The sequence below is a fragment of the Acinetobacter sp. GFQ9D191M genome (assembly GCF_011174875.1).
Classification (GTDB): Bacteria; Pseudomonadota; Gammaproteobacteria; order Pseudomonadales; family Moraxellaceae; genus Acinetobacter.
Genome location: NZ_JAALGV010000089.1, coordinates 1 through 21,322 on the forward strand (window position 1 = coordinate 1; position 21,322 = coordinate 21,322).

Consider the following 21,322-nt stretch of genomic DNA (forward strand, 5'->3'; position numbering starts at 1 on the left):
CTATATCAATCAAGATACAAGAAGCACTCATCCCATAAATTTCATTTTCCAAACCTGTGGTCAGAGTGAGGGTTTGACGTGGTCGTTTAGCTAACTCAATATTCGTTTTGCTATCTTTAGCTTGTACATACGCAAAAGCAGTATCGATGAACCAATCGTCTTGTTTCCAGTTCCATGCCAGCTCGCCACCACGAAGCGTTGCTTCGCTGATATTATTTAACTTGCCATCAACTTTTTGGATCATGTTATCCACTTCGTTTTGATACACGGAAAATGAAACAGATGAGTTTTGAGTGAGGGCCTGGTCTAAGCCAATTTCATAAGACAGACTTTCTTCGGCTTTTAAATTTGGATTTGCAGATTCACCACTGTACAGCTCGTTTAAGTTTGGTGAACGAAAAGCTGAACCAATATTCGTATAGACGCTGAGTTGAGGTGATATTGCATAACGTGCAGCAGCTTGCCCTACAGTATGAGAGCCATACTTTTCGTTGTCTTCAACACGGATGCCGAGTTGTGTATTGAGTTTATCTGATTGATATTGATGCTGTGTGTAATATCCTTGAGAGGAAACATCACCTTTGTAGGCAACTCCATAAGAAAGAACATCACCATCAAGATTGCTATACGTTGTCCCTAGTAAAATATGATGCTGATCATTTAGATTGAGTTTGGCATACAATTCTGCTTCTTGAGTAGTGCTATATGAATAATCGACCTGACCTAGATAATTCGTAGCATTTTGATCTAATTGATCGTCAAACTGGGATAAGCGAGCATTGAGTTCTAATTGTGAGCCTAGGTTAATTCGTCCTCTCAGGTTAACCATTTCATTTTCAAAATCTTGTGAAGTGAGGCTACCTGCATTGTAATCACTTGTGCCTTTATTTTGGCTGTAATCGAGAGATAAGCCATATTGGTCTTTGTGGACGCCAAATTTTGTGCTGAAACCTTTTTGGTCAAAGGAGTAATTTTCATCTTCATCATCTAGAACAGATTTTCCGTCAGTTTCCAGGCGTTGACCACGGATTTGGGCATAAAAACCATCTTCAGCTAAATCGGCACCCACGAGTGATTTGTAAGTTTTATTCTCGCCAATTTCACCTGTTATAAATGCACCTGATTGTTCAGGTGTTTTAGAAATCATATGAATGACGCCGCCAATGGCATCTGTACCATATAAAACTGATGCTGGACCCTTCAGAATTTCAATTTGCTTGATATCGGTAGTATCAATAAAAGGGAGAGAAGCTGAACTGCTTAAAGCAGTATTCAATCGCATGCCATCACGCAGAATGAGTGTATGTGACGAGCTTGTGCCTCGCATAAAAATAGAGGATTGTTGTCCATAACCGCCTAGTTGAGCGACGTTTAAAGCAGCCTCTTTTTTCAATAAGTTTGGCAATGAAGCAATAGGGGATTGCTCAAGAGTCGCAGGTTCAATCACTGAAATTCGCGCAGGTACATTTTCAATGTTTTCTGCAGAGCGAGTTGCCGTGACTACAATGGTATCTAAAGAGGCTTTTGCAACTTTTTGCTCTGCAGCATGAACTGCTGAGGAAAAACCCAACGCAAGTGCGATCGCACCTACCAAGGTAGTAGGTTGAAATGGAATAGACATGAGATGTGCTCCATACATTCACTCCCCGTGAATGATTGAGTTAAAGAACACAACAAGCAGGTATCCGGACTTAAATGCAGTATTGAAACATACTTACTTATCCACCTTCCCACATATTGATGCAGTGGTGTAAATCCTGAGGATTTATAAAGACAAGCTTTTCATTTTTTACCGTTGCGGGGGCAGCGTTGGATTTGCACCAACTTCCCTAAAGCCTTAAGGCCTTGACTCGTTGCAAATTGTGGCAAGTATAAAGTCTGCTTATGACTTAAACAATCAAGATCAAGAATAATCCGTATGAACTTTACGCAAGATCGATGATTTGCATTACAATGATTCACCCCAATCTCATAGATTACTTGATATCTTGGTAAATCAGAGCCAACACTATATGCGAACCCGTGCCAAAATCTGTGGAATCACCCGAGTTGAAGATGTCCAAGCTGTTGCTGATGCCGGCTGTGATGCCATTGGATTCGTGTTCTATTCACCGAGCCCACGTAGCGTGACTCAGGCACAGGCTGAAGTGCTGGTCAAAGCAGTGCCAGCTTATATTCAAGTGGTGGGCTTATTTGTTAATAGTACGGCAGATGACATCCAGGATATTTTAAAAACTGTTCCGCTGGATATTCTGCAGTTTCATGGTGATGAAAGCCCTGAACAATGTCAGGTTATCGCAAAGCAGGTTGGGCGTCGCTGGTATAAAGCGATTCAGGTCAAACCTGATCTGGACGTAGTCGCTGAGATTCAACGTTATCAAACCGCAGGGGCCAGCGCAGTACTGTTAGACGCATGGCATCCTGATTTAAAAGGTGGTACCGGCCACAGCTTTGACTGGAGCACCTTTCCTCAATTAGATATTCCCTTGATCCTGGCTGGGGGCTTAAACCCGGACAATATCGAGCAAGCAATTCACACCACACAGGCTTATGCTGTTGATGTTAGTGGTGGTGTCGAATCCGCAAAAGGTATAAAAGACCAACAACTCATAGAACGCTTTATGCAAGGAGTCCATCGTGGATCAGCAAAGTACTAATCACAACAAGCCCGTGATTGACTATACCCAATTCCCGGATGAGCGTGGACATTTCGGTATCCATGGCGGGCGTTTTGTGTCAGAAACTCTGATGGCGGCTTTACAAGATCTGGAAAAGCTTTATTTCCGCATGAAAGATGATGAACAGTTTCTGGCAGAATTCGACCGTGATCTAGCCTACTACGTAGGTCGTCCTAGTCCTTTATATCATGCTGAACGATGGTCAAAAGAGTTGGGTGGTGCGCAAATTTACTTGAAACGTGAAGATCTGAACCATACTGGCTCACATAAAGTAAATAACACAATTGGTCAGGCTTTACTAGCTAAACTTTCAGGCAAAAAACGCATTATTGCAGAAACTGGTGCCGGTCAGCATGGTGTAGCTACTGCAACCATCGCAGCACGTTTAGGTCTTGAATGTGTGGTGTTCATGGGTGCTGAAGACGTGAAACGTCAGGCGATGAACGTTTACCGTATGCGTCTGCTGGGTGCAACAGTTGTCCCTGTAGAAAGTGGCTCTAAAACATTAAAAGATGCCATGAACGAGGCAATGCGTGACTGGGTCACCAATGTTGACTCAACTTATTATGTGATTGGTACCGTGGCAGGTCCACATCCATATCCACAATTGGTTCGTGACTTCCAGTCCATCATTGGCCGTGAAGCACGCCGTCAGATTCAGGAACAGGCAGGTCGCCTTCCAGATGCGTTAGTCGCTTGTGTCGGTGGTGGTTCAAATGCGATGGGCTTGTTCTATCCATTCCTGAACGATCAGGATGTGAAAATGTATGGTGTTGAAGCCGCAGGTTTAGGGATTGAAACTGGCAAGCACTCTGCACCACTAAATGCGGGTCACGTCGGTGTACTGCATGGTAACCGTACTTATCTGATGTCTGATAAAGAAGGCCAGATCATTGAAACGCATTCAATTTCTGCCGGTCTGGATTATCCGGGTGTAGGTCCGGAGCACAGCTTCCTGAAAGATATGGAACGCGTGAACTATGTACCGATCAATGATCAGGAAGCGTTACAAGGTTTCCGTGATCTAACCAAGATCGAAGGGATCATTCCTGCGCTTGAAAGCTCACATGCGATGGCTTATGTCACTAAACTTGCCCCAACCATGGACAAGGATCAAATCATTATTGCGACCGTTTCTGGTCGTGGGGATAAAGACCTGATGACTGTTGCCCGCATTGATGGCGTGGAAATGGTTGAGATGTAAAATCTCCCCCAGCCCCTCTTTTCAAAGAGAGGAGAAAAACCCTCCTTTCTAAAAGGGGGTAGGGTGGAATAAGAAAAATCGTGTTGAAGCCATTTAGCACGATTTTTTTATTTTTATAGGTAGGAAAATTTTTAAAGATTAAGAGGAAGAAGCAATCTGGCTAAAAATGGGATAAAAACTATTCAAGTTCTGGATAAAACAGCAAAAAATCAGTTTCTCATTCAGAAAATTAAAAGGGTTATTTTAAGCAGAATTGGCCGGAAGATCTGACGAACGGTTTTAAAAAATTCTTTATCAAATCTCAATAATCGGCATAATAGCTTCAAGCAAAAATAGTTTTTGATTGAGATGGAATGTCTTAATGGATTTAATTCAGGAAAATGGACAACCACGTTACGGACGTTTCAAGGAAATTCCAAAAAGTATTGATTACCATACGTACCAGTACAAAAATCCCTATGGTGATGTACTCAAGGGATGGCGTAAGCAACTAAAATATAAAAAATTTAAATTCTGTAGTATTCAACACGAGCATTATACGATTGGCCTTGCGATTGCGGATATTGCTTGGGCCGGGCACAGTTTTTTCTATATCTATAATCATAGCACCAATGAAGTACAGGAATGGAATGCGATCAATTTCTTCTCGCGCAATACGGTGCTAGATGAACAGCCATTGTTTAATCATAGTTATTTTCATAAATCTCCCTTTCAGATTGATATCCAGCATGCCAATGGGGTGCGTTATATCCATGTGACCAAATATGGTGAAATCAAGCTTAGTGCCCGAATTTTTTGTGCAGGTACAGATCCGCTGAGTATGTGCAGTCCGACCGGAATCAATGGCTGGACCTATACCCAGAAATTGACCACTTTGGGTTGTGAAGGTTATTTCGTAAATAAGCAGGGTGAAACCATCCAGTTTAATGAGCGCACCTTCGCCTCTTTGGATGATACCTGTGGCTTTTTGCGTCCTGAAACTGCCTGGTTCTGGTTGTCCTGTAATTTCTGGGATGCCAATCGTAACCGTATCGGGATCAATCTCGCTTCCGGTGTCAATGAAAGCTTTGGTAATGAAAACTGTTTGTGGGTAAATGGCAAAATTTATCCTGTGGCGGATGTGTTATTTCAGCAGGAATCTGACGAATGCTGGAACATCCAGTCATTGGATGGCTGCTTGAACCTGAATGTACACACAGGCTGGCGCCGTTATGAAAATCTGAATCTGCGTCTGGTCGGCAGCCAGTTTAGCCAGTGGCAGGCAAAAGTATCAGGGACTATCCGACAAGATGGTCAGGAGATTGTACTGGTCAATGAATATGGACTTTTAGAACAGCACTATGCCAAATGGTAATTCATTTTTCCAACTTCTAAATCTAAAAAAGCCTTCGATTTTGAAGGCTTTTTGATTTCTAGGTTTAATCTTCTGCAGCTTGCCAGAAGGCTTCTCCTGCCTGAATCGGGTCACCGGTTTCTGCCAGCGTTTTTACCCAAACCTCATATTGAGCAATCACTGGGTGCTGGGATGGATGGAAATCCTTTTTAAACCAGTCACGATACTGTTTACCCATACGAGTCAGAGTCCCTTTTTTGCCAAAGAACCAAGGTAAGCCCCGGATATTCATTTGCAAGCGTTGCAGCGGGCTAAAGCCATCATGTTTCAACATGACATTGGCACGGTAAATGGTAAAACCAAACATCAGAAAAGTCGTGATGAGCAAAGTGTATTGACGCAGCCATTCTGGCGTTTTTGCTACATCTTTCATGACATCAAAAGCAACATCACGATGTTCCATTTCCTCAATCGCATGCCAGGCAAACATGGCACGAACAAAAGGATGGGCATTTCTTAAAGTATCTTTTTGTCCATAAAAAGTTTCAGCCATGAGCGCGGTCAAATGTTCCGCGGCGGCAGTGACTGCAATATTGTACTCAGGTGAACGGTTCTTCAGGTCATAGCTCATCATGTAGTTCAGACGCTGAATAAACTGATCGACCGGCATGCCTTGTTCCCGCATCAGGTTATTCATCTTGTCGTGGGCAATGCCATGCTGGGCTTCCTGACGGATAAAATCAGCTACCCGTTTTTGTAGATCTGGATCTTTGATCTGGTCGCGGAACAGACGCACACTCTGAATGAAATAACGTTCACCGTCTGGAAAGGTCAGACTCAGTGCATCAAACATACGGGTCAGGAATGGATCGCCACCAAACCAGTAACGCGGAATTTCACTCAGCTTAAAATCAAGATTACTGCGTACCACAGGCTGTACAGAAGATTTTAAAGGTGCGTTCATCTGCTTTCATTCTTTTTCTGGAGATGCTGACAGTATGTTCAGAATTGCACAAATTGTTTTGACAGATATGGCCAATTTTTATACATTTTACGCCAGAGAAAAATAAAATATACATTCGCAGCGGAGACAGGGACGCGCTCATGCAGGACATCAAAATCTCCAATGGCTATATCCAGCTATGGGCCACCTATTTACGTAGCTTAAATATAGAACCTTTAACCGCAAAGTTTCTTGCAGATCTACGACCTCAGCTCATTGGACTGATTGATCAGCCTTTTGATACACAAGTTCCGCTGGATTTTCTCAATAGCATCCTGTTAAGAACCCAAAAACAGCTAGCGTGTCCACAGTTAATTTTTGAAATTGTGCAATGTATTCGGCCAGAACATTTTGGTGTGCTGGGCTATATGGTATCCAAAAGCAGCAGTATTCCTGAGATCATCGGCTACATCATGCGTTTTCAGCGACTGGTCATTGATGGGAGTGAATTTGTCCCATTGCAACTAAGACAGCATGCGCAGAGTATTGAATTGTATTGGATTTATCAGGATGAGCGTTATAACCTGCTGAATGAGCTAACTATCGCAGCCATGGTGCAATTGGGACGTTTTATTTTGCAGGATCATCCTTTGCTCTTGCGTCGGGTGCGTTTTGCTCATGCGCCAGAAATTGCCCGAATTCACTATCAAAAATTCTATGCTGCGGAAGTGCAGTTTTCACAGCAGGATTATGGCTTTGAACTGGATATACAGGGACTGAGCCTGAAATCGGAACAGGCCGATCCAATGTTATTACAGTTATTGATTCGTCAGGCTGAAGAAGCGATTGCAGCCAAACCACCTGTAGAAAGTATTTTGACTCAGGCTCAAAAAGTGGTTGCGGAGCATCTAAGAAGCAGACAACAGGCGATTAAAATTGAACAGCTGGCCGAGCAACTGTTTGTATCGACTCGAACCTTGCAGCGTCAGCTAAATGAGCAAGGTAGTTCTTTTAAAAAATTGTTGGAACAGGAAAGGATCAGGCGTTGTGAAAGCTTATTGCATCAGCCCCTAAGCCTGACCGAAATCGCCCAACAACTGGATTATTCTGACCAGTCCGCTTTAGCCCGCGCTTATAAGGCAGCAACAGGCAGGACTTTATTGCAATATAGAAAACAATTAAAACAGGATCAGGCATAAAAAAACGGCCATCATTGGCCGCTTTATCTCATGACTTAATTTAAGCTGTTTTTAATTTAGGATATCGGAAAGTAATTGCGATCACCGCAAATATTGCCAGAATCCAGCAGTAATACACGCCCCCGATTAGCTCGACTGGAGAAAGTTTGGCAATCGAACAGGCCAGTAATAATTGTGCGCCATAAGGGATCAGCCCCTGTACCACACAGGAGAAAATATCCATCAGGGCGGCGGCACGTTTCGGATCAACCCCATATTCTTTCGCCACTTCACGGGCCATATCACCAGCCAGAATAATCGCGACAGTGTTATTTGCTACAAACAGATTCGAAAATACGACCAAGAAACTGATCCCGATTTCACCGGCCCGCTGACGGCCCACTTTAAATAAGCGGGTCAGCGCGTAGATGCGTTCGATCAGCCAGCGTAAACCACCTTCACGTTGCATGATCGCAGACAGGCCACCCAGGAACATGGATAACAATGCCACTTCAAACATGCCGACAAAGCCATCATAAATGGAAGTGTTCAGCTTGAGGATATTGAAATCTGGCGTAGCAAATAGCCCGAATAAACCCGATAACACGACACCGATGGTTAAAACCGCCAGAACATGCAGACGGCTAAAAGCCAGTAAAAAGACCGCAATATAAGGCAGGACCAGGATCCAGTTAAAGTCCTTGTATTCCACTGGACTAGAACTACCAGTATTGAAGATATAGATCAAAATCGTGACGATAGAAGCCGGCACAGCAATCCAGACATTGACGCTGAATTTGTCACGTAACTGCACTTTCTGGCTGCTGGTTGCAGCGATGGTAGTATCCGAAATCATGGACAGGTTATCACCGAACATCGCCCCACCGACCACGGCGCCAATTGCATAAACCACCGGAATCTCGGTCACTTGTGCAAAGCCAAAGGCAATGGGTGCACAGGCGGCAATGGTTCCCATAGAGGTACCCATCGCCGTCGCAATAAATGCCGAAATCACAAACAGCATCGGTAAGACAAAACTCGGAGGAATGACAGACAGGCCCATCTGTACGGTGGCATCAACACTGCCAATCGCACTGCTGACACTGGCAAAAGCACCGGCCAGCATAAATACCATGAACATCAGAATCAGGTTAGGATGGCTGGCACCTTTCAGAAATTCTTCAATACCCTGATTGAGTTTGCCACGATACACTAATGCAGCCAAGATAATCGCGGGCAGGGCAGCAACAGGCGCTTTAATCTGATAAAACGCAAATTCAGTTCCGATCAGAGAATGATAGATCCCGCTACCTAAAAAGATGGTTAAAAATACAATAAGCGGCAACAGTGCAATGGCGCGTGCCTGCACTGTACCTTCAGAGTCAGTCTGCATAGGAGATAAAAAAATAAGAGAATGGGGCTAGTATAAAACAGGTTTTGCAATTTCAGAAAACTTTAAATGAATGCGCTAACATCTGCATTTTTATTAATTTTTCCATGATAAAAATAAGTTTATCTAAATATTCAACATTTTAGGGAATGCCAAAATTAGGCATCTTTGATCATTGAGAAAAAAATCAAAATAATCGTAAATAGATCCCTTCGGGTTGTTCTGAAATCCTCGCACAGGAAATGAAATGCCAGAGGTCGATGTTGCACACTGTTCAATGTACAAAAAATAGCGTTACAATGCGATGTCTTGTATTTCTACATAGTCAATGTCTCAAGTTTGAAACACCTTAAGGAAAGCTCAGCCCTATGTCACGTTTAGCCACACGATTTGGACAACTTAAATCTCAACAGCGTAAAGCTTTAGTTTCTTATGTTATGGCTGGTGACCCGCATCCAGAGGTAACCGTACCTTTGCTGCACCAGATGGTGGACGCTGGCGTCGACGTGATTGAACTGGGTCTTCCTTTCTCAGATCCAATGGCAGATGGTCCGGTGATTGCTCTGGCCGCTGAACGCGCGCTGGCCGGTGGCACTAATACCTTGGATGCCCTGCACATGGTGAAAGAATTTCGCTTGAAAGACCGCGAAACACCAGTGGTACTCATGGGTTATCTCAATCCGGTTGAAGTCATTGGCTATGAAAAGTTTGTGGCTTATGCCTATGAATGCGGTGTCGACGGCGTGCTTCTGGTCGATCTTCCTCCTGAAGAAGCTCAAGATTTGGGGCAGGTGCTGGAAAAATATGAAATGGATCAGATTTTCCTGTTGGCTCCGACCTCAACTGATGAGCGTATTCAGCATGTAGTGAAACAGGCCAGTGGCTTTATTTACTATGTGTCGTTGAAAGGTGTGACGGGTGCTGCGACATTGGATGTATCTGAAGCCGCTGCACGTATTCAGAAAATTAAGGCAGAGACAGATGTTCCTGTAGGCGTGGGTTTTGGTATCAGTGATGCTGCATCTGCGAAAGCGATGGGTGTTGCTGCCGATGCAGTTATTGTGGGAAGTGCGTTTGTAAAACAGTTTGCAACCCTCGCGCCAGAACAAGCCGTTATTGCGACGGTGAATAAAGTCAAGGAGCTTCGAGCAGCGCTCGATGAGTTATAGTATGAGTCAACAAGTGAAATCAGGCAAAATTCTGAGCCCATCGACCCCATGGACGGAGCGTATTGTTCCGGGCATTCATGTACCTGATGAGCAAACCACCCTAAAAGCGACATTCACAGAGCCAACCATTGAGTGCCCTGAATGTCATGCTTTGGTGACACGTACTGCAATGTCATTTAATGCTTATGTTTGTCCACAATGCGATGAACATCTGAAAATGAAAGCACGTGACCGTCTGAACTGGTTCTTTGATCAGGTACAGACTGAAATGGGTCAGGAATTTACGGCCAAAGATCCACTGAAATTTGTCGACAGCAAAGCTTATCCAGACCGTATGTCGGAAGCACAAAAGAAAACAGGTGAAACTGAAGCACTGATCGTAATGCAAGGTCTGCTGAAAGGCGTGCCAATGATTGCAACCGCATTTGAGTTTGACTTCATGGGCGGCTCTATGGGCACTGTAGTGGGTGACCGCTTTGTGCAGGCAGCGGAGCGTGCGATTGAAATGCATCAACCTCTGATCTGTTTTGCAGCATCTGGTGGCGCACGTATGCAGGAAGGTATGCTGTCTTTGATGCAAATGGCACGTACTTCAGCAGCGATTCAGCGTTTGAAAGAAGCAGGTCTGCCTTATGTGGTGGTATTGACCCACCCAGTTTATGGTGGTGTAACTGCGTCTTTAGCCATGCTGGGTGATGTGCATCTGGCTGAACCGAAAGCCATGATCGGCTTTGCGGGTAAACGTGTGATCGAACAAACTGTACGTGAAAAACTGGACGAACCGTTCCAGCGTGCTGAATATTTGCTTGATCATGGTGTAATCGATCAGATTGTTCACCGTCATGCATTACGTGATACAGTTTATCGTATTATCACGAAATTGATGAACCTGCCTTGAACACAGCACCATTAGCAACTGATTCACTTGATACATGGCTCGATTATTGGAGCCATGTTCACGTTACGGGGATTGATTTAGGCCTGGAACGTGTTATTCCTGTGGCTGAAAAGCTGGGCGTGATCAATCCGGAGGCTAAAGTCCTGACGGTTGCCGGAACCAATGGTAAAGGTTCAACGACCACGACTCTGGCTGCCATTCTCAATGCTCAGGGTTTTAAGGTCGGACTGTATCAGTCTCCTCATGTATATCGTTTTAATGAACGGGTGAAATTACGTGGGGTTGAAGTCGAAGACCAGTTGCTGATTGATGCTTTTGTTGAAGTCGATCGGGCACGTCGCGAATGCGATTTAAGCCTGTCATTCTTTGAAGCAACCACACTTGCTGCATTTGTGATTTTTAAACATGAACTGTGTGATGTGTGGGTGCTGGAAGTCGGATTGGGTGGCCGTCTGGATGTCGTGAATGTGGTTAATCCGGATGTTGCAGTCATCACCAATATCGGACTGGATCATACCGACTGGCTCGGTGATACCATTGAAAAAATTGCTTTTGAAAAAGCTGGTATTATCCGTCCGAATATTCCCGTGATATTTGGTGGTCAGCAAGATATTCCGCAAGCCATTCTGGATAAAGCTGCTGAATGCAATGCGCCGTTGTATGCTATCAACCGTGATTATTTCTATGAAGCCTTTGAAGATGGCAAAACCTGGGCTTTTGCATCGTCGGGTACGACTTTAAAATTGCCAACAGGTTCACTGGCGCTGGATAATATTTCGACAGCGGTTGCAGCGATCTTGCTGAGTGGTTTGGAAGTCAACCAGACAGCGATTGCGGAAGGAATTCAGGCAGCTAAATTGCCGGGACGTTTTGAAGTCCGAGAAATTCAGAATAAGACCGTAATTTTTGATGCCGGACATAACCCGCATGGGGTAGAGTTCCTGTTAAAACAATTACGCAATTATTTAAATTACAAAAAGAAATATAAAGAAGTCATTTGTGTATTTTCCATGCTGGCAGATAAAGATATAAATTCTGTCGTCAAGTTGTTGAAAGACACTGTTCATTTGTGGAAAATTGCACCATTATCTGTGCCACGTGCGGCAGAGGTCACACTTTTGACTGATGCATTGCAAGGTGAATTGATAGAACAATTTGACAATGTAAAATTAGCTTTTAAATCAGCGCTGGATGAAACAGAGAATAATCAGCTGATTTTGGTATGTGGATCATTTCATACCTTAGAAGCGGTATGGGAGTATTTGGAAGAATGTCAATGAATAACAAACAACGCTGGATGGGTGGCGTTGTTTTACTAGGTGGTGGTGTTTTATTGGCAGCATTACTCCTGAAAGGCCAAAATGAAATTCATCAGGATCGTCAGCAAAACCCGGCACTGGCTGCAGAAGTAGAATCAAAAGATACAGTCAACAATTCATTAGGTTCTTTAACAGTCGATGTGGAAACAGAAAAACGTTTGCTGGAACAGCAGCGTCGTGACCGCGAAAAAGCAGTGGCTGAACAGGAAGCCCGTGCAGCTGAATTTTTAGCCATGCAACAGCAGGCTGAGGCAGATGCAGCACGTCGTGCGGCTGAAGAATATGCTGCTTTGAATGCCCATCGTATGGGACAGCAAAGTTCAGACAATATTCCACCTGAGCTGGCAGAAGATGAACAGACGAAGCAAAAACGTCTGGCTGAAGACAAGGCTGCTACACAAAAAAAGTTAGAACAGCAGAAACTTGAGCAGCAAAAAGCCCAAACTTCAGCTGATACTGCCAAGAAACAGGCAGAGCAGAAGGCTGCAGAAGAAAAACGTAAGCTAGAAGAGAAACGTAAAGCTGAAGAAGCGCATAAGGCAGCTGAAGCAAAACGTAAGGCCGAGGAAGAGCACAAAGCGGCTGAAAAGAAAAAAGAAGCTGAGCATAAAGCTGCTGAAGAAAAACGTAAGGCAGAAGAAAAGCGCAAAGCTGAAGAGAAACATAAAGCAGAAGAGGCCAAGAAAAAGGCTGAAGCTGAAAAAGCCCGTAAACTTCTTGAAGGTGAAAGTGATAAACAGTGGATGGTGCAGGTGGCATTGGCTGCCAATGAAGCCAATGCTGATGCCATTGCGGCCAAACTGCGAGCCAAAGGCTACAAGGTCACCAAGAGCCAGACATCTAAAGGTGTGCGTATCATGGTCGGTCCATCTAAAGACCGTGAAACAGCAGATGCACTGCGTAAGAAAATCGCGTCTGATGCCAGCCTGAACATGAAATCAGCCTGGGTGAATGACTGGGTGCCGTTAGATAAGCGTTAATTCTCTTACTTAACCGAAGTTTCTGTAGATGGATTCGTGAGTTGCTCGCGAATCCATCTTACATTTTCAGGGATAAATAATTTTTCAATATTGCGCCAAATGGAATGAAAGCCATAACCGCCATGCTTCATTTCCCGTACTGCGTCTTCAATGCGCCAGTTCTGGAAAATAATCCGGTACATGGCCACACTGGCACCGGTACGGTCTGAACCGTGATAACAGTGTAAAAGTATTTTTTCATTATTTTGTCGTGCCTGTTGAATCAACTGCATTACGTTCAGTAAATCCTCGCGATTCATAGCCCAGGTATGAATGGGAACATGTTTAAGCTTGAGGTCTTCATTTGACAAAATATCCGTATCTTTATCGCGTGAACGCAGGTTGATCACCACATTAATGGCATATCGTTTTAATAAGGGCGTCAGTTCATCGCTCGGCTGTTCACTCCGGTAGAGTTCATCGCTGATCTGATAAAAATTATGTTCTTCATGCAGTTCCTGTCCCCAATGCATTGGGCGTTCCTGTTCAGGCAGCGCTGGAGTACAGCCGGATAAAACAAGCGTGGAAACCAGAAGAAGTACATAATTATTTTTCATTGCAACCTAACTCACCTTTTTAATCATTCTCTTCAACAGCATATCGGCTTTTCCAAAAAAAATCCTGTCCGAAGACAGGCTTGATGGGAAAAGTTCGAAAACCCGGCTCGTCGGTGGGTATCAAACTAAACATGAAAATGATGGTTGATGCATGACGATTTTCATTTTCATGGTGGAGAGTTGATTGGGGTTTTTTACTATTCAAAAAGGATAGAACAACCTTTAGCTTATCCTCTTGCACCCACAGCATAGCTGTGGGTCTTGCGCTCGGGCGAAGCAGTGCTTCGCTTATCCTCGCTCAGGCTGTGGTGTCAGACGTAGGTATGGAGTCACTGCCTTATAACCTTTCGGGAAGCGTTGTTTGATTTCTTCCTCATCTTTTAATGAAGGTACAATCACCACATCATCGCCATGTTGCCAGTTTGCTGGAGTTGCAACTTTATGATTGTCGGTTAATTGCAGAGAGTCGACTACACGTAATACTTCATGGAAATTACGACCTGTTGATGCAGGGTAGGTAATAATCAGACGCACTTTTTTGTTTGGATCAATGATTACCAGAGAACGTACAGTCAGGGTTTCACTCGCGTTCGGGTGAATGAAGTCATACAGCTCAGATACTTTACGGTCCTGATCGGCAATGATCGGGAAGTTAACGGTAGTACCTTGAGTTTCATTGATGTCTTTGATCCAACCGTGATGGGATTCAACATCATCAACAGAAAGGGCAATTGCTTTCACGCCACGTTTTGTAAACTCGTCTTTCAGTTTCGCGGTAAAGCCCAGTTCAGTGGTACATACAGGTGTGTAGTCTGCTGGATGTGAAAATAAAATGCCCCAACTATCGCCTAGAAAGTCATAAAAGTTAATTAAGCCTTCGCTAGATTGCTGTTCAAAATTCGGTGCGGTATCGCCTAAACGTAAACTCATTTTCTTGCCTCAATTGATCTTGTAATGTGTCGATGAGAATAAATATGAACCAATTTTTTTATGATTAAAAATAGTGTTTTTAGAATTTCTTATGAATAAACCGAATAAAGAAATAGGCTGTCGATTCAGAATCAGACAAATCAGTCGTCTAATTAACTATATTGCATGGGTAAAATTTGCTACATTACTTTGCCTTAGGTCTCAGGGCTAGGACAAAGGATGAGTTTTTTTCATTGGTTTTCTGGCAAAACCCTTGTAGTTCAAATTTCTAGCACCATAATAACGACTAAGAACATATTTATTTGACAAGCAAGATTTAGAGAGTCTATTCATGTTGGCAAGTCTGATCGGAGGAATCTTCGGTACCAAAAATGAGCGCGAACTCAAACGCATGCGTAAAATCGTAGACAAGATTAATGCGCTCGAGCCGACGATATCAGCCCTAAGCGATGCAGACTTATCTGCAAAAACTGAAGAATTCAAACAACGATATAATAAGGGTGAAAGCCTAGATAAGTTACTTCCTGAAGCATTCGCAGTCTGTCGTGAAGCTGCAAAACGTGTTATGGGAATGCGTCACTACGACGTACAGTTGATTGGTGGTATTACCCTGCATGAAGGCAAGATTGCCGAGATGCGTACCGGTGAAGGTAAAACCCTGATGGGGACGCTGGCCTGTTATCTTAATGCATTGAGCGGGCAGGGTGTCCATGTCATCACGGTGAACGACTATCTGGCACAACGTGATGCTGAGTTAAACCGTCCATTGTTCGAATTCTTGGGTTTAAGCATTGGGATTATCTATTCCATGCAGAATCCGATAGAAAAATCTGAAGCCTATAAAGCAGACATCACTTACGGTACCAATAACGAATTCGGTTTCGACTATCTTCGTGACAACATGGTGTTCTCGCTGGCTGAGAAAAAACAGCGTGGTCTGACCTATGCTATTATCGATGAGGTCGATTCGATCCTGATCGATGAAGCGCGTACACCGCTGATTATCTCTGGTCAAAGTGAAGATTCTTCCCAGCTTTATGCAGCAATCAATAACATTCCGCCGAAATTAAAAGCACAGAAAGAAGAAAAAGTACCGGATGGCGGTCATTTCTGGATTGATGAAAAACAGCGCTCTGTTGAAATTACTGAAACCGGTTTTGAAACCATTGAAAGTGAATTGATTGCAATGGGATTATTGGCTGAAGGTGAAAGTCTGTATTCAGCTTCTAATCTGAATTTGCTGCATCATGTGACTGCTGCGATTCGTGCGCACTATCTGTATCAACGTAACGTGCATTACATCATCCATGAAGGTGAAGTGATCATCGTCGATGAAAATACTGGTCGTACCATGCCAGGCCGTCGCTGGTCTGAAGGTCTGCACCAGGCAGTTGAAGCAAAAGAAGGTCTGGAAATCCAGCCGGAAAACCAAACCCTTGCAACCACCACATTCCAGAACTATTTCCGTCTGTATAAAAAATTATCCGGTATGACCGGTACTGCAGATACTGAAGCTGCGGAAATGAAAGAAATTTACGGTCTGGATGTGGTAATCATTCCAACCCACCGTCCAATGATCCGTAATGACCAGAACGATTTGATCTACCTGAATCGTGAAGGTAAGTACAACGCGATTATTCAGGAAATTCAACGTGTTCACGAAGCTGGTGTTGCGCCAATCCTGATTGGTACGGCCACTATTGAAGCGTCGGAAATTCTTTCTGACAAGCTTAAAGAAGCTGGTATTGAACATGAAGTCCTGAATGCCAAACAGCATGAGCGTGAAGCAGATATTATTGCCCAAGCGGGTGCACCGCGTGCTGTAACGATTGCAACTAACATGGCCGGTCGTGGTACCGATATTTTGCTGGGTGGTAACTGGAAAGCGCTACTGGCCAAAATTGAAAACCCAACCCCTGAAGATGAAGCACGCCTGAAAGCAGAATGGGAAGCGAATCATGAAGCAGTTCTTGCTTCTGGTGGTTTGCATATTATCGGTTCTGAGCGTCATGAATCTCGCCGTATCGATAACCAGTTGCGTGGTCGTGCGGGCCGTCAGGGTGACCCGGGTGTATCGCGTTTCTACCTGTCTCTTGAAGATGACTTGATGCGTATCTTTGCGGGTGACCGTGTGGTTGCCATGATGCGTGCAATGGGCTTAAAAGAAGATGAAGCGATTGAACACAAAATGGTGTCACGCTCAATCGAAAATGCACAGCGTAAAGTAGAAGCACGTAACTTCGACATTCGTAAGAACCTGTTGAAATACGATGACGTGAATAACGAGCAGCGTAAAATTATCTATAGTCAGCGTGATGAGATTCTGGCTGAAAGTTCATTGCAGGATTATATCGAAGAGATGATCCGTGAAGTGATGCAGGGCATGATCGCCAACTATATTCCGCCTGAATCAATTCATGATCAGTGGGATATTGAAGGTCTGGAACTTGCACTACGTGAAGACTTATCGATTGATCTGCCAGTTGCACAATGGTTAGAGCAGGATCGTCGTTTAGATGAAGAAGCACTGGTTGAGCGAATTACTGAAGAAGTGGTAAACCGTTACCGTTCACGTCGTGAACAAATGGGTGCTGAATCTGCAGCATCACTTGAACGTCATTTCATGCTGAACTCTCTGGACCGTCACTGGAAAGAGCATCTGGCTGCGATGGATTACCTGCGTCAAGGGATTCATTTACGCGGTTATGCACAGAAAAACCCAGAGCAGGAATACAAAAAAGAAGCCTATAATCTGTTTGTAAACATGCTGGGCGTGATTAAATCTGACGTCATTACTGATCTGTCACGTATCCATGTGCCAACACCTGAAGAGCTGGCTGAAATGGAAGCACAGCAGCAGGCACAGGCTGAAGCGATGCGTTTGCAGTTATCTCATCAGGAATTTGATGGATTACTGGCTGAAGAAGATGAAATCACCACTGAACAAAATGCGCAGGCTAATCCTGTTGCACCAGTCTTTGAAGCACCGGCAAGCCGTAATGCACCTTGTCCATGTGGTTCAGGTCTGAAATACAAACAGTGTCATGGCAAGATCTAATTTCTGCTAAGTTTCTAAACTATAAAAAGATCAGGACCAAATGGTCCTGATCTTTTTATGTATATGGACTTTTCAGCTGATGAATACTGTTTGCACTGTACCGGATTAAATGGTATTTAATGGCAGATTGAACACCGCAAAGTGGAAGAAACAATGACAAAAGTATTAAAAACGATGATGGTTGCTGCTTTGGCAATCCCGACTTTAAGTTTTGCTGAAACAGCAACAACGACACCTGCTAAAGTTCAGCAGGCCATTGGTCCAACTACGGCTCAGGTTCAGACGGGTACAGATGGTCAGGTGACCATTGCAAGTCCGCGTACTGGCATTCGCTATACCTTTAATAATTCAAACCGTCCAATCGTTTTGCAGACTGCAGCGATTGCAGCAGCTAATGCAGCCAATGCAGACCGTATTGTTGCTTCTAACCCTGCGCTTTCTGCGGCAAGTCAGCAACAGGCGAAACAGGCTTTATTGAGTGAATCAACCCAGCTGGCTAAAAACTAAGTTTGATCCAGTTTAATAAAACCAGTCACCATGACTGGTTTTTTATTGTGAAAAACCATAAGAAAAGTGAGTGTTCATCTGGCTTTGGCTCGATTTTTTAATGAAGATCAACTAAGCTGTATTTTTCTGAAACTTCAATATTGGACATTTAAAAATGGCAGTTGGTGACGTATCTATGCCACAGATGCATGTGGTAAAAGGGGTGAGAATTGGTTCGGCAGAAGCGTATGTACGCTATCAGAACCGACGTGACCTGGTGATATTTGAACTGGCTGAAGGCTCCAATGTTGCAGGTGTATTTACCCAGAATGCTTTTTGTGCTGCTCCTGTACATATTTCTAAAGCACATCTGGCGGTAGGTAATCCACGTTATTTAGTGATTAATACCGGAAATGCCAATGCGGGTACAGGTGCTACAGGTATGGCAAATGCTGAAGCCACTTGTGCCAAACTGGCTGAACTTGCAGGCGTGAAAGCTGAAGAAGTATTGCCATTTTCAACAGGGGTGATTGGCGAACAATTACCAATGGAACGTCTTCTGAATGGTTTGCAGCCTGCATTAGAGTCATTGCGTGATGATGCCTGGATCGATGCGGCAACCGGCATCATGACCACAGACACTACACCAAAAGGTGCATCTGAACAGTTCGAACTGGACGGCATTACTTATACCATGACCGGGATTTCCAAAGGTGCCGGCATGATTCGCCCAAATATGGCCACTATGCTAGGTTATGTGGCGACTGATGTGCCAATCAGCCGTGAACTGGTTCAACAGCTTTTATCTGAGACAGTGAATCAGTCATTCAACCGCATTACCATTGATGGGGATACCTCAACCAATGACTCTTGCATTTTTATTGCTACAGGTCAGGCCGGTGGAACAGAAATTTCATCAGTTGAAGATCCGCGTTATGCAGCTGTGCTTGAGGTATTAATGCGTACCATGAAACGCCTTGCGCAATTGATTGTGCGTGATGGTGAAGGCGCAACCAAGTTTATTACTGTGGCCGTAGAAGGTGGTGCCAATACTCAGGAATGCTGTGACGTGGCCTATAGCATCGCGCATTCTCCATTGGTGAAAACTGCGATCTTTGCTTCTGATCCAAACTGGGGACGTATTCTGGCTGCAATCGGTTATGCAGGTGTGGCGAATTTAGACGTTGCAAAAATTCAGGTTTGGTTAGATGATGTACAAATCTGCAAGGATGGTGGTGCTGCAGCAGACTATACCGAAGAGGCAGGTGCACGTGTGATGGCACAAGCTGAAATGACGATTCGTGTTGATCTTGGACGTGGTGAAGCAAAAGATACAGTCTATACCTGTGACCTGTCCTATGATTATGTGAAGATCAATGCTGATTATCGTTCATAATTCAGATTGTTTCTAAAGCCTCCGTTGTGGGGCTTTTTTTATATCTTATGATTTTTAATGACTGGTCAAAAAAGTATTTTGCTAGAGATGACCGGGATGTAGGGTGAAAGGTTCGTTGAATAATGAACCATGAGGGTAGAGTAAGAGTTGTTATGAATGATGCGACCAAATTAATAGCCAATGAAGCCAAATCGATTGTGCAGGCGCATTTAGATCGTTTAGGAGAACCCAAAGAGCATCAGATCAGTGCACAGGCCAAACAGGAAAAATTTGCACAGATTCAAGCCGAATTGGAAAAGCAGAATGCAGTACTAGTTGCACATTATTATTGTGATCCTGAAATACAGGAACTGGCAGAACTGACTGGTGGCTGTGTGTCCGATTCATTGGAAATGGCGCGTTTTGGACGTGACCATCCCGCATCGACCTTGGTGGTAGCTGGGGTTAAGTTCATGGGTGAAACTTCAAAAATACTTTCACCAGAAAAAACCGTCCTGATGCCAACTCTTGAAGCGACCTGTTCACTGGATTTGGGTTGTCCGGTAGAAGAATTTACCAAATTCTGTGATGCGCATCCTGATCATACTGTAGTGGTGTATGCTAATACTTCGGCTGCGGTTAAAGCCCGCGCTGACTGGGTCGTGACTTCAAGTTGTGCAGTTGAGATTATTGAACACCTCGATAGTTTAGGTGAAAAAATTATCTGGGCACCGGATCAGCATCTGGGGCGTTATATCCAGAATAAAACCGGTGCTGACATGCTGCTTTGGGATGGCGCGTGTATCGTCCACGAAGAATTTCGTTCGCGCGGAATTGCTAATATGAAAGCCTTATATCCAGATGCGGCAGTGCTGGTCCATCCAGAATCACCGATGTCTGTGGTAGAAATTGCTGATGCAGTCGGAAGTACTTCTCAGTTAATCAAGGCAGCTCAAACCTTGCCACATCAGCGTTTGATCGTGGCAACAGATCGCGGTATTTTCTATAAAATGCAGCAGGCTGTGCCAGATAAGATTTTGATTGAAGCTCCAACCGCTGGAGAAGGAGCAACCTGTCGTTCATGTGCACACTGTCCTTGGATGGCCATGAACGAGCTAGATGGAATCTTGCATGTTCTACAACATCGTGATCAGGAGATTCATGTTGACCCCGTATTAGCTCAACGAGCCAAACTGCCTTTAGATCGTATGCTGGATTTTAGTGCCAGCTTGAAACGCTAAGATTTTGTATAAAAAATGTCTGAAATGCTTGATAAATAAACGCTTGAAGTGTTTTTTTGATTTTTTTTAAATATAGGTGTTGACGTCTTATGGCGTCACGCCTAGAATGCACACCGTACCAAGCGATAAGCTTGATACGAAAGCTGAGATGAATCGGAGCATAGCACAGCCTGGTAGTGCACCTGGTTTGGGACCAGGGGGTCGTAGGTTCGAATCCTACTGCTCCGACCAATTCTTCAAGGCGGATGGTGAAAATCATCAGTAAAGCGCTTGTAGCTCAGTTGGATAGAGCATCCGCCTTCTAAGCGGATGGTCACAGGTTCGAATCCTGTCAGGCGCGCCATTTTTGGTGGCTTGATATTTAAGAACCAAGGCAATGGTGGATGTAGCTCAGTTGGTAGAGCCCCGGATTGTGATTCCGGTTGTCGTGGGTTCGAATCCCATCATTCACCCCAACTCTTTGAGTTGAACATCGGAGCATAGCACAGCCTGGTAGTGCACCTGGTTTGGGACCAGGGGGTCGTAGGTTCGAATCCTACTGCTC

At 44.2% G+C, this 21,322-nt stretch carries 17 protein-coding genes, 3 tRNA genes and 1 riboswitch; of the genes, 15 read left to right on the forward strand and 5 right to left on the reverse strand.

Annotated features, from left to right (window positions below):
* A partial coding sequence (locus G5T77_RS13015; RefSeq protein ID WP_166236228.1) for a TonB-dependent receptor occupies positions 1-1,621 on the reverse strand: 1,621 nt, incomplete at its 3' end.
* Positions 1,622-1,658: 37 nt separating this feature from the next.
* Positions 1,659-1,869, reverse strand: a riboswitch (cobalamin riboswitch).
* Between the two features lie 143 nt (positions 1,870-2,012).
* On the opposite strand from G5T77_RS13015, the gene G5T77_RS13020 reads away from it, so the two are divergent.
* The 3 genes from G5T77_RS13020 to G5T77_RS13030 all read left to right on the forward strand — a co-directional run bounded on the left by G5T77_RS13020 (position 2,013) and on the right by G5T77_RS13030 (position 5,236).
* Positions 2,013-2,657 carry a phosphoribosylanthranilate isomerase gene (locus G5T77_RS13020; RefSeq protein WP_166139520.1) on the forward strand — a complete coding sequence of 215 codons (645 nt, stop codon included), beginning with the start codon at positions 2,013-2,015 and terminating at the stop codon, positions 2,655-2,657.
* Complete coding sequence (gene trpB / locus G5T77_RS13025) at positions 2,638-3,882, forward strand: tryptophan synthase subunit beta (RefSeq protein WP_004782182.1); 1,245 nt, start codon at positions 2,638-2,640, stop codon at positions 3,880-3,882. The genes G5T77_RS13020 and trpB overlap by 20 nt, the downstream gene beginning before the upstream one ends.
* A gap of 361 nt (positions 3,883-4,243) precedes the next feature.
* Positions 4,244-5,236 (forward strand): DUF2804 domain-containing protein, encoded by a 993-nt coding sequence (locus G5T77_RS13030; RefSeq protein WP_166139522.1) that lies wholly within the window; start codon positions 4,244-4,246, stop codon positions 5,234-5,236.
* 64 nt (positions 5,237-5,300) lie between these two features.
* On the opposite strand, the gene G5T77_RS13035 is transcribed toward G5T77_RS13030, so the two are convergent.
* Entirely contained in the window at positions 5,301-6,179 is an 879-nt protein-coding gene (locus tag G5T77_RS13035) for a metal-dependent hydrolase (RefSeq protein WP_166139524.1), read from the reverse strand.
* A gap of 140 nt (positions 6,180-6,319) precedes the next feature.
* Between G5T77_RS13035 and G5T77_RS13040 the strand changes: the two genes are divergently transcribed.
* A complete protein-coding gene (locus G5T77_RS13040) occupies positions 6,320-7,357 on the forward strand; it encodes an AraC family transcriptional regulator (RefSeq protein ID WP_166139527.1) in 1,038 nt (345 codons plus the stop codon).
* Between the two features lie 40 nt (positions 7,358-7,397).
* Here G5T77_RS13040 and G5T77_RS13045 read toward each other — a convergent pair whose 3' ends face one another.
* A complete protein-coding gene (locus tag G5T77_RS13045; protein WP_166139529.1) occupies positions 7,398-8,729 on the reverse strand; it encodes a Na+/H+ antiporter NhaC family protein in 1,332 nt (443 codons plus the stop codon).
* Between the two features lie 365 nt (positions 8,730-9,094).
* Here G5T77_RS13045 and trpA point away from each other — a divergent pair, with 365 nt between their 5' ends.
* Genes trpA through G5T77_RS13065 form a run of 4 tightly spaced genes read left to right on the forward strand, consistent with a single transcriptional unit; the run spans position 9,095 to position 13,092 of the window.
* Entirely contained in the window at positions 9,095-9,895 is an 801-nt protein-coding gene (trpA, locus tag G5T77_RS13050; RefSeq protein WP_004782187.1) for a tryptophan synthase subunit alpha, read from the forward strand.
* Position 9,896: 1 nt separating this feature from the next.
* Positions 9,897-10,793 (forward strand): acetyl-CoA carboxylase, carboxyltransferase subunit beta, encoded by an 897-nt coding sequence (accD, locus tag G5T77_RS13055; RefSeq protein ID WP_166139531.1) that lies wholly within the window; start codon positions 9,897-9,899, stop codon positions 10,791-10,793.
* Positions 10,790-12,073, forward strand: a complete 1,284-nt coding sequence (folC, locus tag G5T77_RS13060) for a bifunctional tetrahydrofolate synthase/dihydrofolate synthase (RefSeq protein ID WP_166139533.1) — start codon at positions 10,790-10,792, stop codon at positions 12,071-12,073. Before accD ends, folC begins: the two co-directional genes overlap by 4 nt.
* A complete protein-coding gene (locus G5T77_RS13065) occupies positions 12,070-13,092 on the forward strand; it encodes an SPOR domain-containing protein (protein WP_104426587.1) in 1,023 nt (340 codons plus the stop codon). The genes folC and G5T77_RS13065 overlap by 4 nt, the downstream gene beginning before the upstream one ends.
* 5 nt (positions 13,093-13,097) lie before the next feature.
* On the opposite strand, the gene G5T77_RS13070 is transcribed toward G5T77_RS13065, so the two are convergent.
* The gene (locus G5T77_RS13070; protein ID WP_159124161.1) at positions 13,098-13,688 is read right to left on the reverse strand and encodes a dual specificity protein phosphatase family protein; all 591 of its coding nucleotides are present in this window, start codon (positions 13,686-13,688) and stop codon (positions 13,098-13,100) included.
* A gap of 288 nt (positions 13,689-13,976) precedes the next feature.
* Complete coding sequence (locus tag G5T77_RS13075; protein WP_166139535.1) at positions 13,977-14,618, reverse strand: peroxiredoxin; 642 nt, start codon at positions 14,616-14,618, stop codon at positions 13,977-13,979.
* Between the two features lie 331 nt (positions 14,619-14,949).
* Between G5T77_RS13075 and secA the strand changes: the two genes are divergently transcribed.
* From secA to G5T77_RS13110, 7 genes are all read left to right on the forward strand, one after another.
* Positions 14,950-17,676, forward strand: coding sequence for a preprotein translocase subunit SecA (secA, locus tag G5T77_RS13080; protein WP_159124163.1), 2,727 nt, complete (start codon positions 14,950-14,952; stop codon positions 17,674-17,676).
* A 153-nt stretch (positions 17,677-17,829) separates the two neighbouring features.
* Positions 17,830-18,183, forward strand: coding sequence for a hypothetical protein (locus tag G5T77_RS13085; protein ID WP_104426583.1), 354 nt, complete (start codon positions 17,830-17,832; stop codon positions 18,181-18,183).
* Between the two features lie 154 nt (positions 18,184-18,337).
* Complete coding sequence (gene argJ, locus G5T77_RS13090; RefSeq protein WP_166139537.1) at positions 18,338-19,558, forward strand: bifunctional glutamate N-acetyltransferase/amino-acid acetyltransferase ArgJ; 1,221 nt, start codon at positions 18,338-18,340, stop codon at positions 19,556-19,558.
* Positions 19,559-19,710: 152 nt separating this feature from the next.
* The gene (gene nadA, locus G5T77_RS13095; protein ID WP_166139539.1) at positions 19,711-20,778 is read left to right on the forward strand and encodes a quinolinate synthase NadA; all 1,068 of its coding nucleotides are present in this window, start codon (positions 19,711-19,713) and stop codon (positions 20,776-20,778) included.
* 154 nt (positions 20,779-20,932) lie between these two features.
* Positions 20,933-21,009 (forward strand) — tRNA-Pro (locus tag G5T77_RS13100).
* A 35-nt stretch (positions 21,010-21,044) separates the two neighbouring features.
* A tRNA-Arg gene (locus G5T77_RS13105) sits at positions 21,045-21,121 on the forward strand.
* Between the two features lie 36 nt (positions 21,122-21,157).
* A tRNA-His gene (locus G5T77_RS13110) sits at positions 21,158-21,233 on the forward strand.
* Positions 21,234-21,322 lie beyond the last annotated feature (89 nt).